The sequence below is a fragment of the Protofrankia symbiont of Coriaria myrtifolia genome, from assembly GCF_900634755.1.
Lineage (GTDB): Bacteria > Actinomycetota > Actinomycetes > Frankiales > Frankiaceae > Protofrankia > Protofrankia coriariae.
The window spans coordinates 1-21101 of sequence record NZ_CAAAFS010000346.1 but is presented as its reverse complement, the minus strand read 5'-3'; the positions used below and the strand labels follow the sequence as shown (position 1 = coordinate 21101).

13 protein-coding genes and 1 riboswitch are annotated in these 21101 nt (G+C 69.0%); of the genes, 3 read left to right on the top strand and 10 right to left on the bottom strand.

Annotation, left to right across the window (positions count from 1 at the left end):
* Positions 1–264: 264 nt before the first annotated feature.
* The gene (locus CM1CMNOD_RS20295; RefSeq protein WP_013875461.1) at positions 265–1236 is read right to left on the bottom strand and encodes a C40 family peptidase; all 972 of its coding nucleotides are present in this window, start codon (positions 1234–1236) and stop codon (positions 265–267) included.
* 188 nt (positions 1237–1424) lie between these two features.
* Positions 1425–1600: riboswitch (cyclic di-AMP (ydaO/yuaA leader) on the bottom strand.
* A 523-nt stretch (positions 1601–2123) separates the two neighbouring features.
* On the opposite strand from CM1CMNOD_RS20295, the gene CM1CMNOD_RS20290 reads away from it, so the two are divergent.
* Complete coding sequence (locus tag CM1CMNOD_RS20290; protein ID WP_013875460.1) at positions 2124–3404, top strand: 4-hydroxybenzoate 3-monooxygenase; 1281 nt, start codon at positions 2124–2126, stop codon at positions 3402–3404.
* Between the two features lie 9 nt (positions 3405–3413).
* Here the strand turns inward: CM1CMNOD_RS20290 and CM1CMNOD_RS20285 are convergent, their stop codons facing one another.
* Both CM1CMNOD_RS20285 and corA read right to left on the bottom strand, forming a co-directional pair.
* Positions 3414–3776 carry a hypothetical protein gene (locus tag CM1CMNOD_RS20285; protein WP_347176523.1) on the bottom strand — a complete coding sequence of 121 codons (363 nt, stop codon included), beginning with the start codon at positions 3774–3776 and terminating at the stop codon, positions 3414–3416.
* Between the two features lie 402 nt (positions 3777–4178).
* Positions 4179–5363 (bottom strand): magnesium/cobalt transporter CorA, encoded by a 1185-nt coding sequence (corA, locus tag CM1CMNOD_RS20280; RefSeq protein ID WP_013875458.1) that lies wholly within the window; start codon positions 5361–5363, stop codon positions 4179–4181.
* A 508-nt stretch (positions 5364–5871) separates the two neighbouring features.
* Between corA and CM1CMNOD_RS20275 the strand changes: the two genes are divergently transcribed.
* Entirely contained in the window at positions 5872–6708 is an 837-nt protein-coding gene (locus CM1CMNOD_RS20275; RefSeq protein ID WP_013875457.1) for a hemerythrin domain-containing protein, read from the top strand.
* A 139-nt stretch (positions 6709–6847) separates the two neighbouring features.
* Here the strand turns inward: CM1CMNOD_RS20275 and CM1CMNOD_RS20270 are convergent, their stop codons facing one another.
* The 7 genes from CM1CMNOD_RS20270 to CM1CMNOD_RS20240 all read right to left on the bottom strand — a co-directional run bounded on the left by CM1CMNOD_RS20270 (position 6848) and on the right by CM1CMNOD_RS20240 (position 20346).
* Positions 6848–7852: a beta-ketoacyl-ACP synthase III gene (locus CM1CMNOD_RS20270; protein ID WP_013875456.1), complete on the bottom strand. Its 1005-nt coding sequence runs from the start codon at positions 7850–7852 to the stop codon at positions 6848–6850.
* A 461-nt stretch (positions 7853–8313) separates the two neighbouring features.
* Positions 8314–9573: a DNA polymerase III subunit delta' gene (locus tag CM1CMNOD_RS20265; protein WP_013875455.1), complete on the bottom strand. Its 1260-nt coding sequence runs from the start codon at positions 9571–9573 to the stop codon at positions 8314–8316.
* Positions 9574–9646: 73 nt separating this feature from the next.
* Complete coding sequence (gene tmk, locus CM1CMNOD_RS20260; protein WP_013875454.1) at positions 9647–12400, bottom strand: dTMP kinase; 2754 nt, start codon at positions 12398–12400, stop codon at positions 9647–9649.
* Entirely contained in the window at positions 12400–15453 is a 3054-nt protein-coding gene (topA, locus tag CM1CMNOD_RS20255) for a type I DNA topoisomerase (protein ID WP_013875453.1), read from the bottom strand. The genes tmk and topA overlap by 1 nt, the downstream gene beginning before the upstream one ends.
* Before the next feature lie 677 nt (positions 15454–16130).
* Positions 16131–18506, bottom strand: a complete 2376-nt coding sequence (locus CM1CMNOD_RS20250) for a sodium-translocating pyrophosphatase (RefSeq protein WP_013875452.1) — start codon at positions 18504–18506, stop codon at positions 16131–16133.
* Positions 18507–19135: 629 nt separating this feature from the next.
* The gene (locus tag CM1CMNOD_RS23800) at positions 19136–19834 is read right to left on the bottom strand and encodes an ATP-binding protein (RefSeq protein WP_013875450.1); all 699 of its coding nucleotides are present in this window, start codon (positions 19832–19834) and stop codon (positions 19136–19138) included.
* Between the two features lie 170 nt (positions 19835–20004).
* Positions 20005–20346, bottom strand: coding sequence for an STAS domain-containing protein (locus tag CM1CMNOD_RS20240; RefSeq protein WP_013875449.1), 342 nt, complete (start codon positions 20344–20346; stop codon positions 20005–20007).
* A gap of 374 nt (positions 20347–20720) precedes the next feature.
* Here CM1CMNOD_RS20240 and CM1CMNOD_RS20235 point away from each other — a divergent pair.
* On the top strand, positions 20721–21101 hold a 381-nt coding region (locus tag CM1CMNOD_RS20235), incomplete at its 3' end, for a DEAD/DEAH box helicase (RefSeq protein WP_431607664.1).

Genomic DNA, 21101 nt, shown 5'->3' with positions numbered 1-21101 from the left:
AAGCCTCTTGTTCCGCCGGGCTTTCCGAGCTGGGGGGGTTGGCTCGGTCCGACCAGCGGAAGTCATCATCGCGGGATGCCGCCCGCGGAGTGCCGCCAGGCCGGTGTCGACATCGACAACTTCGACCTGGCGGCAAGGTTCACGCACAACCGGAGGGGGAGGCTGTGTGGGAACCCGCCTGTGAATTGTGTTTATAAGGTTTGGTTGTCAGTACACGAAGCCATGTACTGACAACCAGCTGCGGACGCGGGCTGATCGGTTCAGTCAGAGAACCCGGCCGACAGAATACGACGTGGTGTAGAGGGGCCTCAGTGAGACGACGTCGCCTGACTTGGGCGCCACCCACATCTTACCATCGCCCGCATAAATGCCAACATGGTAGATATTACCTGGCGTGCCGTAGAAAATCAGATCACCCGGCTGCTTGTTGTACTGCGATATCCGGGTGGTCGCCTGGTACTGTGCCTCGGCAGTGCGGGGGAGGTTGCGTCCCAACTGCTTGAAGACGTACTGGATCAGCCCCGAGCAGTCGAAAGTGTAGGGGCCCTCCGCGCCGTAGACGTAGGGCTTGCCGGCCTGCTGGGCCGCAAGATACACCGCCCGTTCGCCGAACGAGCTGGCGACTGCGAGTGCGCCTGAGACGGCGCTGCTCAAGGCCGAGCCACTGACGCGGGCAGTCTGGGAAGGCCGGGGCGCCGGGGTATTGGGGATCACGGTCAACGTGCCGACGTTGGTCGACCGTGTCGACCGCAGAGCGTCGGTTCCGTCGAAAATCGCGGTGACCTGCGTGGTGGTGAGAACCTTGGCAGTGTAACTGGTGAAGCCCTGCTCGTTGGTGTAAAGGTGCTTGAAGGTCGCCCATCCCTCCGGCAGCTTCACCTGGACCTTGACGAGCTGGTTGGCCAGCGGCGCGTGGGTGACCGCGTCCTCAAGATGAAATCCCACCTCCACCGGCTGGTCTGCCTTCACGGAGACGTCCGAATTCGTGACTTTGAGCACGACACCGGTCTTGGGATGCAGGTCGGTCTGGTTGAGCACCTGACTGGTGACCGATCCGGAACCGCCCGTGGACAGCGGATTGATGGTGGAGGTGCGCAGGCTGGCCAGCGACGCCTGGCCACCGAATTGTGATCCGAGCGTTATGGGCGAGGTGACGGAAGCATCGTCGGAATTTGAGTCGGCTGTGGCACATCCGGCCAGGGCGACACCGGACACCGCGACGGTACCGGTGGTCATCACGGCGACAGCGGCCCGAGCTCGCGAGCGGCCCGTTCCGGACTGCTGCGTGGGCGCGCGATGTCGGCCACGTGTCGGGCGGTCGACGTGCCGGTCGATCTGCTGCCGGCGGGGTGACGGCGAAGCCGTCTGCGACGAACGCGATCGTAGTGCCGGATCAGGCTGCACATCATGCGCAGACAAGGTTGTGATCCTTCCCGTTCGCCTGCGAGGTGAGCTGTCGGGTTCGGGCTGGGCTGCCCGGTGGGTCGCGCGACCATCGCGCTGCGCACTTCACCCCGAGGACGACACCGCGGTTCGGTGCCGCCCGGTGGAGGATGGGTCCCCCGCTCCTGCCCTGGTGACGACTCGGAGGGAACACCGGGACCGCGGGCAGGATTCGGCAGTTCGGCCCGGTGTGTCGTGCCGTCGACGCGAGACTAGTTCATACGGATGGCGCTAGTAAACACTAGTCCCTCACAACTACCCCAAGTAGTTGTATGAAGTGTCATAACCGGCTGTTCTACCCCATCCTCCTTCGCCGGCCGGGGCGGCGTCGGGTGCGACCAGCTGGCTTGTGACCTTTGGTCGCTCGGCTGACGTGCCGCTTTCCGTGACTTGCGGGATGCGGAGGATGACAATACGCCATAGCGGCGGCAGATGGTCGACTGGGGGCCTTCGGGCACGGATAGTCAACAATATCGCTACTTTAGGTAGCGATCAGCGCTATCCGCCAGCAACACTCCGCTCCTTTTGCGAAAATTGTCCGGTTGGTTGGTGCCGGGCTGTCGGCCTCCTGACGCGTGTCGGAATGTGACGTCGTACTCTGGCAGTGCCTCGCCCGGATCGGTTCGTCCGGGTCAGCCATGTGATCAGGGCAGTATGGCGGGTGATCAGGAATCGTGTCGATGCTCCCGGGGGAGGCGCTCGCCGTGACGCGCTCCGCTCCGGGGTCTGCACCGGACGGGCACGGCGCGCTCCAGCCGGGCGCGTCTGCCTCGCGGCCGCGTCCTCGCCGGGTGGGCGTCGTTGTGATTGGCGCGGGTGTCGCGGGCCTGGTGGCGGCGGTCGTACTGGCTCGTCGGGGTATCGACACGCTCGTGCTCGAGGCTGCCAGTCGGGCCAGGGTGGAAAGCCGTCCACGTGCCGGGCTGCTCGGGCCGGCGGCGGTGGACGCCCTGGAGCGCAACGGGCTTGCCGACGGCCTGCGGGCCGAAGGTGCGCCACACCACAACTGTGAGCTCCGGCATCGTCGCAGAGCGTTTGTCGTCGAGTATGATCGCCACGCGGGCGGACGCCATCACGTCGTCTACCCGCAGCAGGAGCTCGTCGCCGATCTGGTTGCCGCCTACCTTGCCGCGGGTGGCGTCATCGAGTTCGGCGTCACTGACGTGATGTTGGACGCGCTGACCTCCGACCATCCCGCCGTCTCGTTCGTCACGGCCGACGGGCAGCGGCAGACAGTGGAAAGCCGTTTCATCGCGGGCTGCGACGGTCATCACGGCGTTTCCCGCGGATCGATCCCCGAGGGCGCGTTGCGCCACATCCGACAGCGCGACAGCGCATGGGCCTGGCTCGCCGTCCTGGCCGCGGTCGCCCCGTCCACGGATAAGATCATTTATGGGGTCAGCCCGCGGGGATTCGCCGGCCACATGCTGCGTGACCACCGGACAAGCCGCTTCTATCTACAGGTGGAGGCCACGGCCGACGCCGCGGACTGGTCGGCCGAGCGGATCTGGGAGGAACTGCACGCCCGGCTCGCCGTGGACGCCGACTGGCAACTGGCGGAAGGGCCGTTGCTGGAGCCGCCGAACGTCATCGCGATGGACTCGGTCTTCTACGAACCGATGCGGTTCGGACGTCTCATACTCGCCGGGGACGCCGCGCGCCGGGTACCACCGGCGGCGGCCAAGGGCGCCGGGCTCGCCATCGTCGACGGTGAGACGCTCGCGCTCGCAGTGGCGGCAGCCCTGCACGACGCGGACGAACGTCCGCTGAACGCCTACTCCGAGGTGTGCCTGGGCCGGGCCTGGCTGGCGCAGGAAGCATCGACGAAACTTCTGCAGCTGGTCAACGTCGAACTTGCCGACCCGTTCGCCCGGCGCCTGCAGGACGTTCGCCTGGACCGGCTCCGAACCTCACCGGTCGCCGCTGCCGAATTCGCGGACCACTACCTCTCCCCTCGTTAGGGCGTGTCGTTACTGGTGGCGGGTGCGGGGAGGCGGCCGGCGGGAGAGCAGACCGGAGGTCTGTAGGACCTGGAGTTCGATCGCGAGTTCGTGGACCTCCGGCGGCAGCGAGCGATGGCTGGCGGCCAGAGCGGCCAGAGCGGTCTGTGTTCGGTCCGCGAGGCTGTCCAGAGCACGCTGGTGCGTACGCATCTGGGCGCGCTCGTCCTGAATCGCGCGCAGCGTCTCCTCCTGCCAGTGCCGGGCACGCATCAGGTCCTCGCTGGCGCTCGCGGCCTGCCGCTCGGCGTCTTCCAGGCGTCCGAGCAGGTGGTCGAGCTGCTCCAACCTTGCCGCGAGCTCTGCGACAAGGTCGCTGCGGACGGTGTTCATCGATGGGGTCATCGGCCCGCGCCGCCCTCGTCGTGGAGATGCGGGACGACGGCGCGCTGGCTGCCGGCGCCAAAGGTACGGCCGAGGATCGGGAGCCGCCGCTTGCCGCCGAGCGAGGATCGGGAGAACCGAGTAGGGAACGGCCCCCTGTGAAAGCCCGACACGATCCATTACGGTAGCTGACAGCGTGGTCCTCGTGAATCCCGACGGGGAGGTCACGCCATGGGACAACCGGTACAATACGATCGAATCGTACAATTGGTCGTATGGCTGGCCACATGTCATGAGGCCAAGCTGGCCGCATGACACGGCTGGTCGCGTGGATTGCCCGCCGGGCGCGGCGGCTGGCCGGGCCGTCCCGATCCGCGCGGCCGAGGGTCCAGCGGATTCGGCGGATTCGGCTCAGAGCCATCCGTTCCGTTTGAACGCCCGGTACAGGAAAAAACAGACCGTCGCCATCAGGCAGAGGACCGCCGGGTATCCCCAGATCTGGCGCAGTTCGGGCATGTGCTCGAAGTTCATACCGTAGATACCGGCTATCGCGGTGGGCACCGCGGCGATGGCGACCCAGGCGCTGATACGGCGCATGTCCTCGTTCTGCGCGATGGTGACCTGCGTCAGGGTCGCCTGCAGTATCGAGGAGAGCAGTTCGTCGAACCGGGCGATTCGCGCGGTGACCTCCTCAAGGTGGTCGGCGACGTCCCGGAAGTACGCCCGGATTCGTGGGTCGATCCCGATGACGCCGGGCTCGGCCAGCGCGCGCAGCGGTGCGTACAGCGGTATTATTGCGTGTTTGAACTCGAGGACCTCCCGTTTGAGCTGGTAGACCTTGCCGGTGTCGGGCCGCAGCGACCGCTGGAAGACCGACGCCTCGATGGCGTCGATGTCGACCTCTATTTTTTCGGTGACGGCCAGGTAGTCGTCGACGATCTGGTCGCAGATGGCGTGCAGGACGGCTGACGGCCCGTGTCGGAGCACCTGCGGCTGCGCCTCCAACCGGCTGCGGAGGCTCTGTAGTCCGCCGTGTTCGCCGTGCCGCACGGTGACGACGAAGTCGTGGCCGAGGAAGACCATGACCTCGCCGGTGTGCACGATCTCGGATGTCGCCGTCAGCTCCTCGTGATCCACATAGCAGACGGTCTTGAGGACGACGAAAAGTGTCTCCGCGTACTGCTCCATCTTCGGGCGCTGGTGCGCGTTGACGGCATCCTCGACCGCGAGCGGATGCAGCCCGTACACGTCTGCGATGGCGGTCAGTTCGGCCGCGGTCGGCTGGTAGAGGCCGAGCCAGACGAAGCTGTTGCGCTGTTCGCGGGCTGCCCGTAGCGCGTCGACATGGTCGACGGGGTGTGGATCACGATGGCCGTCCCGGTAGACCTCGCAGGCGACCACCCGTCCCAAGGGGGCCGAGGGAGCTTCCTGACGCTGCCGGCGTCCCTTCGGGTGCAGCCGGACCAGGGAAACCCGCCTGGTAACGGCTTCCGTCAGCCAGGCAGTCGCGGTCCCACGGTCGGCGTGGCCCCGGGAGAAAAGATGATGCTCGCTGTGACGGTCGTCGGAATTGTCACCGAATTTCTGGTCGGTCACATTCGGCTCCTCCTGTCTGTTCTTCGGTACCGGTCATGCCCGTGTCCGGACGTCATCGCGGTCCGCGCGGCCGGGAATGCCGGTGGGGTCGGCGAGGAGGGTTCTGTCGCCAGGCGTGGTCATCCGATTTCTTTCTGTTGGACACTGTGCTGCCCGGGCAGTCGGGGCTCAGCAGCCCGGAGGGGGCTACCGGGGGCGTCCCGTGCCTGTCCGGATCATTGTCGAAAGTCCGCGTTACCCACCCTGTCACGTCCGCCGCCGATATATCCGGTGTATCCGGTGAGGCTGTGTCCGACTGGGCATGGACCATCCTCGCAAGCACAGCTTGACCAGTGGACATGATGCGCCGATTCTGTTGTTTCCGGCTCATGAGCCGGCAGGCACGAGGTCGGCGGGTGGTTCGGCCGACCCGGGGGCCAACAGTGGCGCGATCATTTTTTCGTGCCCGGGTTCCTCCCGGATCGGCAGCGCCGGGGAGGCCTGGTCTCCAGGGTGTTAGGGGGCGGCGATGACGACCGCGGCAGGTTCGGGAGGAGCCCGACCGGAGGACCCGGCGGGAGCCCGGCCGGAGAGAACGGAGAAAGAAACCGGATCCGGCGAGCGGGCTCAGCCAGCGGCGTCCCTGCTCGGCCTGGTCAGGGCCGCCCATGATCACATTGATGACCTTGTCGCTCGGACGTTCTCCGCCGTGGCGACCTCCGAGGACCCCAGGCGCCTGCTGCGGGCGGCCGACACGGCGGTCGCGGCGATCAGCGCTCACATGTACGCGGTGCAGACCGCCGTCTATCCGGTGGCACGCCGTCACCTTCCGCCGGCTGGCCAGGCATGTGCCACCGACCTGCGCATGGTGGCACGGGAAACCGAATCCGTGACGCGTGGTATTTCTCAGTATATTCAGGGTGACATGCACCAGCCGAACGAGTCGATGCGGATGTTGTGTGAGCGTCTCGCCGAGCTCGGGGAACGGCATGTGGCTCTCGAGGAGTCCATGCTCGCCGACTTGGACGAGGTGCTGTCCGACCCGGAGCGGCGCCGGGCGGCGAGCGCGTTCGAACGGTCGGCGCGGCGGGCGCCCACCCGCTCGCATCCGCATCTTCCCCGCACGACCGGCATCGGCGGTCTGATGCTGCGGGTCGCGGGAAGCTGGGATCATGTCATGGACGCCATGGACGCGCGCGTCGCCGCGGAGACTCCGCCGCGAACCCCGGTACCCGTGGGGCTGTGGGGGTGGTATCTGCTCGGCCGCCCCGCTCCCGCGTCGCAGCCCGAGCAGGCGATGAGCGGCGGGCGGGGGAACGGCCAGCGGGAAGTGGCCCAGCAGATCCAGCAGAAGGGCGCGCAATAGTTTTTTGCCGCCTACCCGAAGGATTCGTGGACTGGTGTACCAGAAGGGCATCCGGCAGCTGTTGTCGGATGCCCTTCTGGTGCGCATTTTGAATCGTACCTCTGACTGGTGTGGCCGGTGACGGATCCCGGAAAGGCGTTCAGGGGAGCTGGATGACCTGGGCGGCGTAGACCAGGCCCGCACCGAAACCTATGAGCAGGGCGAGCCCACCGGACGGTACCTGCCCGCTGGCGAGAATGTCGTCCATCGCGAGCGGAATAGATGCCCCGGAGGTGTTCCCGTGCACTTCGATGTCCCGGGCGACGGTCACCGTCCCGGGCAGGGCGAGCACCCTGCACAACACGTTGATAATGCGGATGTTGGCCTGGTGCGGAACGAACGCGACGAGATCGTTCGCCGTGATGCCGGCCTCGTCGAGCGCCGCCCGCGCGACGGGCGCCATCTGCCAGGACGCCCAGCGGAAGACCCGCTGGCCCGCCATCCGCATCGTCGGCCAGGGCAGCTCGGGGTTGTCGCGCCAGTCCAGGTAGGAGCGGTCGTGCGCGATGGCATCCCGGGCCGAGGGAGCCGACCCCCACACCACCGGCCCGATACCCGCCGTCTCGGACGGCCCGACGACAATCGCTCCGGCGCCGTCCCCGAACAGGAAAGCTGTGCTCCGGTCATGCGGGTCGATGATGTCCGACATGCGCTCGGCACCGATTACCAGCACATGTCGGGCGCTGCCGGCGAGCACCATGTCGCTGGCGATCGCGAGCGCGTGGCAGAAACCGGCGCAGGCGGCCGATATGTCGAATGCCGCGGCCTTCTCGGCGCCGAGCCTGGCAGCCACGTCCGTGGCCACCGATGGTGACTGGATGACATGGGACATCGTTGCCACCAGGATGCATCCGACGTCGGCGACCTCGACACCGGCGCTGGCCAGTGCCTTGCCGGCGGCTGTCGCGGCCATCGCCCCGAGGGATTCCTCGGCATTCGCGAACCGACGGCTGCGGATACCGGAACGGGATTCGATCCACTCCGGTGTGGAGTCCAGCCGTTGGCAGATGTCGGCGTTCGACACCACTGTCATCGGGCGATAGGCGCCGACGCCGAGAATACGGCTCCCGGCCGGCCCAGTTCGTTTCCGAATGATTCCGCTCATCGCCGCTCTTCTCGTTCCCCCGTGGGAGCTGACTTCTCGGACGATCGCCGTTCCCGGTGAGACGCTTTCCATGAAACTGGCCCTTCGGAGCCACCGGGCCGGGTAATCCGGCTGGTCCGGCGACTATTGTCACAGCTGGTCGGGCCGTCCGACGCGGAGACAACGATCATTTTTTGATGAACATGTGGCAACTATGTGTCGAACTCTGCCGTCCGGCTGCTCTATCATTCAGTTTCTTTGTCGCTACTCTCTATTCTGGAGTATCTGTGGTGTCGTTTCGGGCATCGTATCGTATCGCTCTGTTGGCACGTATCGGACGTGATCGGAAGATGCAACAACATATCGGATCTTCCCTACGGTGAGGGGAGAATCACAGGGAAGGTCGCGGCCGGGTCGAGCCGGGACCCGCCCGGCCGGCCGGTCGGAGAACAGATGATCGTCGTGCTCGGCGAGCGTTGCGCTCAGCCGGCACGCAGGGCGAGAGTGAGAGCCTCAACCGTCAGCAGCGGGACCAGCCCGGGGTTGTCGGCCAGCCGGCGGCGGCATGCCAGGACGGCTTCCAGCCGGCGCAGCGTCTGTTCGGGGGTGGAGACCCGGGCCAGTTGCCCGGCCAGCTCGTGATGATCGGGGTGAATGGCGTCCACCGGCGCGCCGAGCTGCAGGACGAGCACGTCCCGATACCAGCCGGCGAGGTCGACCAGCGCCCGGTCGAGGGAGTCCAGCACCGTCCGCCGGCCGCGGCTTTTCTGCGTCTTCTCCAGCTCCTTGAGCGCGCCGGCAGCTCCCCGGACCGTCATCGCCCGGCCCTTCGCGCCCGGCTTGACGGCTCTGGCACGTTTCGCGGTGCTGCCGGCGGACGTTGCGCCGACCCCGAGCGCGGTCTTCAGAGCCTCGGTCTCAACTTCGTCACGGATGGTGTTCGCCGCATCGGCGTCCGCGTTCGCCGCGTTCACCAGGTCCGCCGCGGCGCCGAGGCAGTCACCCGTCCGGCGCAGGCGGGTGGGGATGCGCAGCACCTCGGCTCGCCGGGCCCGAGCCGCCTCGTCGGTGGCAAGCAGGCGGGCCCGGTCGAGATCCCCCTGGCTCGCCGCGGCGGCGAGCCGCGCGGCCGCGTCCTCGACGCCCGCGCGTGCCAGCGCGTCGGCGACGTCCGACGGCCGGGGCAGCCGCAGCGCGACCACCCGGCAGCGGGACCGGATGGTGGGCAGGACGTCGTCCACCGACGGCGCGCACAGCAGGAACACCGACCGCTGCGCAGGCTCCTCCAGGGCTTTGAGCAGGGCGTTCGCCGCCTGGTCGGTGAGCCGGTCGGCGTCTTCCAGCAGCAGGATCCGCCAGCGGCCCGACGTCGGCGCGCTGGCCGCGTCCCGCACCAGCTCCCGGACGTCCTTCACGCCGAGGGACAGGCCCTCCGGGCGGACCGTGCGCAGGTCGGCTGCGGTGTCGGTCAGCACCGTGTGGCAGCCCGCGCACTCACCGCAGCCAGGGGGGATGCTCTCACAGTTCAGCGCGGCGGCGAATGCCCGCGCCGCCGTCGTACGGCCGGCACCGGTGGGGCCGGTGAACAGCCACGAGTGGGTCATGGCGGTGCGGGCTGCCACCAGCCCGCCGGCCTCGTTCACCCCGGCCGCCGTCGCGGCGGCGAGAGCCTCGACGACCGGCGCCTGGCCGACCAGGACGTCCCACACGCTCACCGCGCCATTGTCCGCTCCGCCCACCATCCCACCCACGGTGGGTCGACACCGGGGCACGACAGCGGCGGGGCAGCCGGGAAGCGGCGGAGAGGGCGTTGGATCACCTTGAGGATCGTCCGGAGGCCGTGGGCAGGTTGTCCGGTACCCAGGCTGTCTCGGGATCGTCCGTCGGGTCGGTGGCCTCGGTCCCGGTTCTGGTTCCGGACGCAGGCGGCTCGCTTCTCTCCGTCCCCCTGGCCAGATCGCTCGGATCGGCGTGATCAGCGGAGCCGACCGGGCCGGCGGGGTCGGCCGGGCTGACCGAGTCGGCCGGGCCAGGTGCCGGCGAGATCGTGGCACTGTCCGGGGACGCGCGCGTGTGCGTGGGGCGATCGGGCGGTGCGGGACGCTCGGGCGGCGGGGGACGCACGGGCACCGCGGCGGATGGCTCCTTGGACGCGCTGTCGGACGTCGCCTGCGGACGGGGAGCGCCCGGGCCGTCGTCCTCGCCCCGGCGTAGATACCCGGTGACGACGTTACGGATCTGGTTGTGCACGGTGTCCGGCGAGCGGTCCGCGTCGAGGACGACGTACCGGTCCGGTGTGCGCTCGGCGAGCTGGCGGAAGCCGTCCCGGACGCGCTCGTGGAATGACAGCTCCTCAGCCTCGATCCGGTCGACGCCGGGCGCAGTGGCACCGGGCGCCTCGGCACCGGGTGTACTGGCACCGGGTGTACTGGCACCGGAGACGTCGACGCCAGGGGTCGGGCCGTCACGGTCCTTGCCGGCCGCCTTGCCCGCCGCCTGCCGGGAGGGAACCGCATCGTGACGGGAGAAAGGCGAGGAGTCGTCACGGCCTGGCACGCCGCCACGATCGCGATCCGTGGGGCGCTCGTGGCGGGAACCGTTCCCGCTCGCGCGGGCCCGCACCCGGGCGAGCCCGGTCCGCGCGGGGATGTCGAGCAGGATCGTGACGTCCGGGAGCAGCGACCGGGTGGCCCACCGCGACAGCATGGCGATGTCGTCCGCGCCGAGCTGGCGCCCGGCGCCCTGGTAGGCGATGGAGGAGTCGATGAACCGGTCGCTGACGACGATCGCGCCGCGGGCCAGCGCTGGCTCGATCACCCGGGAGACGTGTTCGGCGCGGTCCGCGGCGTACAACAGCGCCTCGGTACGGGGGTGCAGCCGCGCGGCCGGGTCCAGCAGCAGTTCCCGCAGTTTCACGCCCAGCGCCGTCCCGCCGGGCTCCCTGGTCACGACGACCTCGCGGCCGGACGACGCCAGCCACGACCGCAGCCGCTCCACCTGGGTGGACTTGCCGGAGCCCTCACCGCCCTCGAGCGCGATGAACAGGCCAGCGTGGCGAGGCCGTTCGGGTGCCGCGCGCCGCCCCAGCAGGGCGTTCCACAGCTCCGGCAGAACCGCGACACCCTTGCGCTCGTCCATCTGCCGGTAGGCGAACAGGCCGACGGCCACCGCGAGCAGACCGCCGCTGAGCAGGACGATCGTGACACCGTCGGTGCGCACCCGCAGGTGACCCCACAGATCGAGGTGATGCGAGCCGATGAGCCCGACCAGACCGGGCGCCACGGCCAGCACCAGGAGCAGATCGACGCGGACCAGGGACTGCACCAGCGCGAAGGTCCGTCCGCGCAGCTCGTCGCTCACCCCTGCCTGCAACAGCGTGTAACCGGTGACCCAGGCGATGCCGGCGAACGCGCCCACGAAAACGACCAGGACGCAGGCCAGCACGAGGTTGGGGACGACGGCGACCAGCAGCATGGTCACGCCGGCGGCGGTGACGCTCAGGCCGAACAGACGGGAACGGCTGTAGTCGCCGAGCACCCGCGGCCCGAGTGCCATGCCGGTGGCGAGCCCGACGAACACCGCGCCGAACAGGACACCGTAGGCGGAGTCCCCGCCGCCGAGAATCTGGACGTAGAGCCGGCCGAGCGCCACCACGCACCCCGCGCCGGCGAAACCGCCGAGGATCCCGACGACCAGGCCGCGGACCATCCTGTCCCGGCCGACGAACCGCAGGCCTTCGGTGATCGACGACCAGAGGCCCGGGTTCGCCTCGGCGTCGAGGCGGTTGGCCCGGCCGATACCGCGCAACCCGAAGATCACCACCGCTGACACCAGGAACGTCCCGGCGTTGAAGTACAACGCGAGATCGAGCGGGGAGGTCTTGAAGAACGACACGCTGGAGCCGAGCGCGCGCGACAGGGTGGCCAACAGCGAGAAGATCGCGGCGCCCAGCGGCGCCGAACCGTACGTGGTGATCAGACTCAGGGTGTTCGCCGTCGCGAGCCGCTGCACGGGCACCAGGTTCGGCACGCTGGCGTCCTTGGCCGGGTTCCAGAACAGGCTGACGCACTCGATCAGCAGGGACGCGATCAGCAGCCACGCCAGCGTCCCGACCAGGGGGATGGAAGCGAACAGCCCGAACCGCAGGACGTCCGCGACGACCATCGTCAGCCTGCGGTCGAGCCGGTCGGCGACGACCCCGGCGAACGGCCCGAAGATCAGCGCTGGCAGCAGCCGGACGATCAGGACGGAGCCGATCGCGTACGCCTTCTCCGAGAAACCGGCCTGCAGGGAGCTGGCCAGCGCGGTCGTGGCGAGCAGACCCATCCAGTCGCCGAGGCTGGACAGCGTCAGCGCCAGCCACAGCCGCCGGAACTGCGGTATCCGCAGGACCGCGCGGATGTCCCCCTCGGTACTGCGGTGGGAGTCGGCGGAGCCGGCCGGTGGCGACGGGACCGTCACGACCGGTGGACTACCAGGGGGCCGGTTGGACCACGCCCGCCCGCCCGCCGGCGCCGTCGAGGCCGGTGGCCGCGGCGGGTTGTGAGCGTCATCCACCGGAAGACCCATCAGCCCGTCCGTCGTGGGCGCGGCGACGAGGTGCCCGGCGTACCGCCGCCGTCCGTCCCCGTCGTCGTCCCTGTCCCTGTCCCTGTCGCCGTGGCCGGCTGCGCGGACGTCTTCCTGGCCGTCGTCTTCTTGGCCGTGGACTGCCTGGTGGTCTTGGTGGCCGCCGGCTGCTTGGCCGGCTGCGCCGCCCGCCGCCTGGGTGTTGCCGGGCCGCGGGCCCGCTTCTCCGCGAGCATCTCGGCCGCCCGTTCCACGGTGAGGGACGCGACGTCGTCGCCCTTGCGCAGGCTCGCGTTGGTCGCGCCGTCGGTGACGTAGGGTCCGAAGCGGCCCTCCCGCAGCACCATGGGGGCGCCCGTGGCGGGATCGGGGCCGAGCTCACGCAGCGGCGGGGTCTCGGCGGCCCGCCGACGGCCTCGCGTCTTGGGCTGCGCGATCAGCGCCAGCGCCTCGTCCAGCGTCACCGTGAACAGTCGCTCCTCCGACTCCAGCGAGCGGCTTTCCGAACCCTTCTTGACGTAGGGCCCGTACCGGCCGTTCTGGGCGGTCACCTCCTCCCCATCCTCGGCGACCCCCAGCGATCGGGGAAGGGTGAGCAGTTTGAGGGCGTCGGCGAGGGTGAGGGTTTCCGGTGTCATTGTGCCCAGCAGGCTCGCCCGGCGTGGCGGATCGTCATCGGTCGACACGTACGGACCGAAACGTCCCACCTTGAGGGTGATCGTCGCGCCGCTGTCCGGATCGGTGCCCAGCGACCGTTCCTCGCTGGGCGCGCCGACCAGCGCCAGCGCCCTGTCCACGGTGAGCTCGTCGGGCGGCAGGTCCTCCGGGACGCTCGCCCGTTCGTCACCGTGCTGGACGTACGGGCCGTAGCGGCCGACCCGGATCACCACGGGCTGGTCGTCCGGCGCCACCCCCAGGGGGATCGAGTTGACCTCGCGGGCGTCGATCTCGCCGAGCCGCTCGTTGACCAGGTGCTTGAGCCCGCCGGCGCGGGCGACCCCGCCCTCCTGGCCGGCGTCCGAGCCGAAGTAGAACCGGGTGAGCCAGTCGATCGACGCCGCCGTGCCCGCGGCGATGTCGTCCAGGTCGTCCTCCATGGACGCGGTGAACCGGTAGTCGACCAGCCGTCCGAAGTGCTCCTCGAGGAGACCGACCACGGCGAACGCGACAAAGCTGGGGATCAGCGCGCTGCCCTTCTTCCACACGTACCCGCGGGCCTGGATCGTCCCGATGATCGACGCGTAGGTGGACGGGCGGCCGATGCCGAGTTCCTCCAGCGTCTTGACCAGGCTCGCCTCGGTGAAGCGCGGCGGCGGGTTGGTCGTGTGCCCGCGCGGGTTGAGCTCCCGGGTGGTCAGGGCGTCGCCTTCGCGGACGTCCGGCAGCCGTCGCTCCCGGTCATCCAGTTCGGCGTCGGGATCGTCCGCGCCCTCGACGTAGGCACGCAGGAAACCGGGGAAGGTGATCACCTTCCCCGAGGCCGAGAACTCGGTGTCCTCCCCGGCGCTGGAGACGCCGCCGATCCGGATGGTCGCGGACGTGCCGCGGGCGTCGGCCATCTGGCTGGCGACCGTGCGCCGCCAGATCAGCTCGTACAGGCGGTAGCCGTCGGCGTCGGCCAGCGTCTCGCGTACCTCGCCCGGCGTGCGGAACTGCTCCCCGGCCGGCCGGATCGCCTCGTGCGCCTCCTGGGCGTTCTTGACCTTCTTCGTGTAGATGCGGGGGCGGTCGGGGACGTACTCGGCCCCGTAGAGGGCGCGGGCCTGCTCGCGGGCGGCGGCGAGCGCGGTCTCGGACAGGTTCGTCGAGTCCGTCCGCATATAGGTGATGTAGCCGTTCTCGTACAGCTTCTGCGCCACCTGCATCGTCCGCTGGCTGGAGAAGTGCAGCTTGCGGCTGGCCTCCTGCTGCAGGGTGGAGGTCATGAACGGCGCGTAGGGGGAGCGGCGGTACGGCTTGGTCTCCACCGAGCGGACCGCGAACGCGCTGTCGGCGAGCCGGCCGGCCAGGGCGTGCGCGGCATCCTCGTCGAGCCGGACGACGTCGGCGGAGGTGAGCTGCCCCGAGGAGTCGAAGTCGCGCCCGGTGGCCAGCCGCCGGCCGTCGAGCGCGACCAGGTTCGCCGGCAGCGGTGTGGCGTCGACCTGGCCGTCGCCGCTGGCTCCACCGGCGCGGTCGGCGTCCCGGCCGGGCAACAGGCCGAAGACGCCTTCGATGTTCCAGTACTCGGCCGAGGTGAAACGCATCCGGGCACGTTCACGCTCCACCAGGATACGGGTCGCCACGCTCTGTACCCGGCCCGCCGACAGCTTCGGCATGACCTTCTTCCACAGCACGGGGCTGACCTCGTAGCCGTAGAGCCGGTCGAGGATGCGCCGGGTCTCCTGCGCGTCGACAAGGTGCTCGTCGATCTCACGGGTGTTGTCCACCGCCCGCCGGATCGCCTGCTCGGTGATCTCGTGGAAGACCATCCGCCTCACCGGCACCGTCGGCTTCAGCGTCTGCAGCAGATGCCAGGCGATGGCCTCGCCCTCACGGTCCTCGTCTGTCGCCAGGTAGAGCTCGCTGGCTTCCTTCGCCAGCGCCTTGAGCTTGCTGACCTGGGACTTCTTGTCGGGAGTGACCACGTAGAGCGGCTTGAAGCCGTTGTCGACGTCCACTCCCAGACGGGCCCACGGCTTGCCCTTGTGGGCGTCGGGAACGTCGGCGGCGCTCTGCGGCAGATCCCGGATGTGTCCGATGCTGGACTCGACCCGCCAGCCGGAGCCGAGATACCCGGCAATGGTCTTCGCCTTGGCCGGCGACTCGACGATCACGAGTCGGACGCCGGTGCCGCTCGCGGCCGGCGATGACGTGCCGGTACGGCTACCACGGGTGGCGGCGCGCGCGGTACGCGTGGTGCGCCCGCGGGACACGGCGCCGTTGCCGGCCGTGACGGCGTCCGTATCGGGCCCGGCAGCGACGTCACCGGCTGTGGGCTCGACGACCGGCGTCGATGACCCGGCGCTCGACCGGCGCGTCCCGCTGTTTGTCGACTTCGTGCGCGGGGGCACTTCTCTCCTCGTTGCAGGGGGCAGTTCGGTTTCGGCGTTGCGGCCTGCGTGCGTTGCAGCCTGTATGTGTTTGCAGCCCGTATATCCCGTATATGTTGCGCCCGGTGTGGGTTGTGGCGTGCGTGGCGGGTGGTGAACGGTGCGGATGGGCCGTCCGCCGGTGCGAGAACCTCCCCCCGGGACACCTGTCGCGGCGCGCCTCGGGCGGTGGTCCTCCTGCCGACAGTAGGTCGGCGCGTACCGGTGTGTCAGCTCCCGGTCCGCGATCCATCCGGTGTCCGCTCACAGACACCGGAGCAGACCGTACGCCGTGTCGCGCCCGCGGGCGCACCCACGCCCGGCCAGCCGGGGCCGGGAGAAGCGGCCGTGCGTCAGATCAAGCACTTTGCGTCACCGGCATCGTGTCAGTGTCGTCGTGCCACCGGCGTTGTGTCACCAGTGTCATGTCACTGGTAGCGCGTCTCCGACAGCACCATGACCGGCACGGACGTCATCGGCGGCCGGTGGCGTCGGCATGCCGACGCTGTCACCGTAGAGCGAAAGGGATCGCTGATGCTATTTGTTCCTTCCGGCGCTCCTTCCGGGTCTCCTCGTGAACGGCTTCTGCCCGGGCAGCCGAGCCCGCCTGCCCGGGTCCGGACGGGCAGCGGCAGGGCGACCGGTCATCGGCAGCGCTGTCACACGCCGGCCTTCGTCCTGCCGGCCGGGCGCTGTTCGGCTACCGGAGGCGCGACGGTGAGCGCGGAGGCCCGCCGCTTGGAGTAGACGATCACGGCGATGATCGCCGCGACGGCCACCAGCGCTATCGCTATCCGTAGCGGTGTGTTTTCGTCGTCACCGACCGAGTACTTCACCACCGAAGGCGCGATCAAGAGGCTGACCAGGTTCATCACCTTGATCAAAGGGTTGATCGACGGCCCGGCGGTGTCCTTGAAGGGGTCACCGACGGTGTCCCCGATGACGGTCGCCGCATGCGTGTCCGACCCTTTGCCGCCGTAGTTGCCGTCCTCGACGAGTTTCTTCGCGTTGTCCCAGGCGCCACCGGAGTTGGCGAGGAAGACCGCCATGAGGACGCCGCCGGCGATCGCTCCGGCAAGGTAGGCGCCCAGCGGCGGGTAGCCCAGCCCGAAACCGACCGCGATCGGGGCGAGAACCGCCAGCGTCCCCGGAGTGATCAGTTCCCGCAGTGAGTCACGGGTGCAGATGTCGACGACGGCGCCGTAGTCGGGTCGTTCCGTCCCGTCCATGATGCCGGGCTTCGTCCGGAACTGGTTGCGTACCTCGAGCACGACCCGACCGGCGGCGCGACCGACCGCGTTGATCGCGAGCCCGGAGAACAGGAACACGACCGCCGCGCCGATGACCAGCCCGATCAGGGCGTCGGGATAGGCGATGTCGAGCGTGCGCGACGATGCCACGGTTCGGCCGGCGTCGACGAGCGCCTCGTTCACCGCGTCCGTGAACGACCCGAACAGGGCGGTGGCGGCCAGCACCGCGGTGGCGATCGCGATACCCTTCGTGATCGCCTTGGTGGTGTTCCCGACGGCGTCGAGGGAGGTGAGGATCGCGGCCCCGGTCTTGGCGCCGGTCGTTTCCGCACCGCCTGCCACGTCGGTCGTTCCGGTGTCGCCGGACATCTCGGCGATGCCCTGGGCGTTGTCGCTGACCGGCCCGAAAGTGTCCATCGAGACGATGACGCCGACCGTCGTCAGCAGACCGGTGCCGGCCAGCGCCACGGCGAACAGCGCGACGGTGACGCTCCCGGACCCGAGCAGGTAGGCGCCGAAGACGGCCGCGCTGATGAGCAACGCCGAGTAGACAGCCGATTCCAGGCCGACCCCGATGCCGGAGAGGATGTTGGTTGCGGGGCCGGTGGTGGACGCTTTCACGATGTCCTGGACCGGTCTGCGGCTGGTCTCGGTGAAGTAGCCGGTGAGCAGCTGGATCGCCGCGGCCAGCACGATGCCGATCAGAACCGCGGTGATCGCGATGAACCGTGGGTCACCGCTCTGGGTACTGTCCGCCATCCCGGGGAATCCGGAGAAACTGCTGGGAAGGTAGACGAGCGAGACGATGACGACTCCGATGGCGGAGATCACCGCGGACAGGAAGAACCCCCGGTTGATCGCTGCCATGCCGTTGCGGTCACCGGCGCGCGGCGCGACCGAGAGAATACCGACGATCGCGGTGAGCACACCGACGGCCGGGATCAGCAGCGGGAAGATCAGCCCGTTCTCGCCGAACGCCTTCACACCGAGGATCAGCGCGGCCACCAGCGTCACGGCATAGGACTCGAACAGGTCCGCGGCCATCCCGGCGCAGTCGCCGACATTGTCCCCGACGTTGTCGGCGATGGTGGCCGCATTGCGCGGATCGTCCTCGGGAATACCCTGTTCGATCTTGCCGACGAGGTCGGCGCCGACGTCCGCGGCCTTGGTGAAGATGCCGCCGCCGACTCGCATGAACATCGCAAGCAGCGCAGCGCCGAACCCGAACCCCTCCAGGACCTGCGGGGCCGTGTCCCGGAAGGCGAGTACCACGACCGCCGCGCCGAGCAGGCCCAGGCCGACGGTGAACATTCCCACCACACCCCCGGTGCGGAAGGCGATCCGTATGGCGGCGCGTTCCCCGACCCGGATGGCCGCGGCCGCGGTCCGGGAGTTCGCCCGGGTGGCCAGCGACATGCCGACGAAGCCCACCAGCGCGGAGAAGACGGCTCCGAGGACGAAGAAGAGCGACCGGCCGACCCGGGAGGCGGTGGACTCCGCGGGCAGCAGCAGCAGAACGAACGGGATCACGAGCACGAAACCGGCCACCGTGGTGAACTGCCGGCGTAGGTAGGCTGCGGCTCCTTCCTGGACGGCGCGGGCGACCTCGACCATTCGTGGGCTTCCCTGGTCGGCCGCGAGCACCTCGCGGACCAGATAGCCGGCCACCACCAGCGCCAGCGCCGCAACGGCCGCCACCCCAGCGACCAACCCGATCTGACCTGCGCCAAGTTCGATGGCAGCGCCGCCGGGATTCGTACCCGCCGCGGCTTGGATCAGGACCATGGGCCCTCCCGGTCAGGTCTGTGCACCCTCCGCGTCCACCCCGTGCCGGTTGTGGGAGCCGGTGGGCGAGTACGGCCGGACATCGCATCTGACGACGTCGTCGAGGTTGCCGCTGCGGCATGGGAGGACGTCGAGTCGGCGCGGGCCGGCGAAGCGGGTGCGACGCCGGCATGACTGCCGGCTGGGACGGATCCGGGCTACCGCCCGTCCCGCCGTCGCGCCATCGTGCGGCGACCAACGCGTTGGCCCGCGTTCTCCCGATTCTCCGTTCGGTACCACGGGGAGCACTCCAGACATCGCGCACGCGGTCTGATCGACCGAGTGATGCGGCAGTCTATCCACACGGCCGTAACATGCGCTCGTTCTTTCGTAGACAAGGTCCGGTAAAAATTGCGCTTTGAGGGATTTACCGTGGATGCTCGGTGTCCTTGTTCATCTCGATGGCCGGCTTTCGGCCCATTCCGTCCGTGTCGTCCTGCCCGGGCTGGCGTACAGGTGTCGACACATCGGTGTTGACGCGGCGGCCGACGTGTTCGGTACCGACGCGTCAGCGGCGACGTGCCGGCTGCGATGGCCCGCGTGCGGCCGCCGCCGGGGCGACCGGGACGGCATCGGCGCCAGCGTGCTGTCTAGAGAGCCATGACCGGTGCGGCTGGTTTCCCCTCCAACGGCTCCGTCGCCCAGCGCATAGTGACGATCATGCCGGTCCGGTCGGTCCGCGTGGTGATGGTGAAGTCGTCGACCAGGCCTTCGATCAGGGCGAGACCGAGTCCCGGGACTGTCGGGGAGCACGGCTCCTCCTCGTCCGGCCGCCAGATGCCGTTTCCGGATGCGACCGGGCTGACAACCATGGGCTCGGCGACGACCGGCTGGGCGGCCAGCGACTGGGCAGCCAGCGGGTCGGTAACCATCGGCTCGGCTGCCGCCGGCCCGGCGACGGTGGGTGGGGAGAGGGAGGGGGAAGGGGAAGCGGCGTTGGTCAGCGTGCGACAGCCGTCGGGTGATCCGGGCGTGTCGGCCCGTCCACGGCCGTTCAGGGGCGAGACGTCGCGTCTTGTGGGTGGAACATCGCGTTCCCGCGGCCCGCGGTCGGCCACCGACACCGTGAACGCACCATCGCCGTCACTGACCCGGACGATCACGGGAGCCTGTGGGTCGAACCGGCGGTTGACGCTGACGGCTCGGGCACATGCCTCGCCGACCGCAAGTTTGATCTCGTCAAGGATCTCCTCCGGCACGCCCGAACGCCGGCTGACCGCGGCTGCGATCATCCGGGCCGTTCGGACGTGTCCGGGAAGAGCCGCGAAGCGCAACTCGACGGTGGACATACGTCGATGACCTGTCTCTCGATGGAACTGACCACCCGGCGACCCGCGGGCCTGAGCCTGTCGGATCCTCCGGATCGGCTTCCAGGCCCTCCGCGCCGATCCGGTGGGAACCTCGGATACGGCAGGAGCCCTGGGCGCGAAAGAATCACGATCGCGCTGCCTTTGGTCCTTCAGTCCTTGGCTGCGAGTGCTTCTTCGACGGACGCGTGGATCGGGAAGACCTTCGTCAGACCGGTGATCCGGAAGATTTTCAGTATCCGTTCCTGGGTGCAGACGAGCCGCAGCGTCCCCTCGTGCGCCCGGACTCGCTTGAGGCCGCCGACAAGTACCCCGAGGCCGGTCGAGTCGAGGAACTCGACCCCTTCCATGTCGACGACGAGATGGTACGAACCGCCTGATACGAGATCGATCAGTTGTTCCCGCAGCTTCGGGGCGGTGTAGACGTCAATCTCGCCGCCTACGACGACGATCGTGAAGTCCCCTTCCGTGCGGGTAGTGAGGGACAGGTCCACAGGTCCTCCTTGCGTCTGCTTCACAGCCGTCCGGCCGGACGGCCGACATCACGGCGGCACTACCCTCCCACGCCCGGATCAATCCGGCTCGCCGCGACGCAGCAGGCTACCCATGCGCCGCAGGGGTTCGTAGCCACGGCCCCGGTGGCGCCCGGTTCGTGCCCCGCCGGCCGCCGCACCCCGCGACCGCCCGTTGGAGGCGGGCGAATCCTGCGGGGACCAGGGCATCCGTCCGGCATCCTCGCCTACGCTGGGCCACCGTGGGTACAACCTCGGTCCGGGCCAGCGCACCAGAGCCGGGTGCGCCGGATCGTGGTGCGGCTGTTCTCGACCGGCTGCGGACAGACGCCCGTCGTAGCTGTTGCATCACACATGTGCAGCGTGTCCCCGCCAGAGCCGGCAGCCGGGCGCCCTGGCCCGCCTGGGCGGATCCCGTACTCGTCTCCCGGCTGCGCGCCGCCGGTATCGACGCACCGTGGACACACCAGGCGCGTGCCACCGAACATGCTCACGCCGGCCGCAGCGTGGTGCTCGCGACAGGCACGGCGTCGGGTAAGTCGCTGGGATACCTCATGCCGGTGCTCAGCGTCCTGCTGGCCGAACCGCCCGCTCGCGCGCTCTATCTCGCTCCCACCAAGGCACTGGCCAACGTAACTAGTAGACTGTCGCTGCTTAGTTCTGGTGTGTCTTGTGTCTGGGTGAGAGGGTTGGGTCTGGCAGGTCTCCCCGTCCCTCTGCCGGTCAGGACTGTGTCG

What these genes read in the sequence shown, in the direction of transcription:
- CM1CMNOD_RS20295 (WP_013875461.1), bottom strand. Translation starts at nt 1,236, where the DNA reads ATGACCACCGGTACCGTCGCGGTGTCCGGTGTCGCCCTGGCCGGATGT.
- CM1CMNOD_RS20290 (WP_013875460.1), top strand. Translation starts at nt 2,124, where the DNA reads ATGCTCCCGGGGGAGGCGCTCGCCGTGACGCGCTCCGCTCCGGGGTCT.
- CM1CMNOD_RS20285 (WP_347176523.1), bottom strand. Translation starts at nt 3,776, where the DNA reads ATGAACACCGTCCGCAGCGACCTTGTCGCAGAGCTCGCGGCAAGGTTG.
- CM1CMNOD_RS20275 (WP_013875457.1), top strand. Translation starts at nt 5,872, where the DNA reads ATGACGACCGCGGCAGGTTCGGGAGGAGCCCGACCGGAGGACCCGGCG.
- CM1CMNOD_RS20270 (WP_013875456.1), bottom strand. Translation starts at nt 7,852, where the DNA reads ATGAGCGGAATCATTCGGAAACGAACTGGGCCGGCCGGGAGCCGTATT.
- CM1CMNOD_RS20265 (WP_013875455.1), bottom strand. Translation starts at nt 9,573, where the DNA reads ATGGTGGGCGGAGCGGACAATGGCGCGGTGAGCGTGTGGGACGTCCTG.
- tmk (WP_013875454.1), bottom strand. Translation starts at nt 12,400, where the DNA reads ATGGGTCTTCCGGTGGATGACGCTCACAACCCGCCGCGGCCACCGGCC.
- CM1CMNOD_RS20250 (WP_013875452.1), bottom strand. Translation starts at nt 18,506, where the DNA reads ATGGTCCTGATCCAAGCCGCGGCGGGTACGAATCCCGGCGGCGCTGCC.
- CM1CMNOD_RS23800 (WP_013875450.1), bottom strand. Translation starts at nt 19,834, where the DNA reads ATGTCCACCGTCGAGTTGCGCTTCGCGGCTCTTCCCGGACACGTCCGA.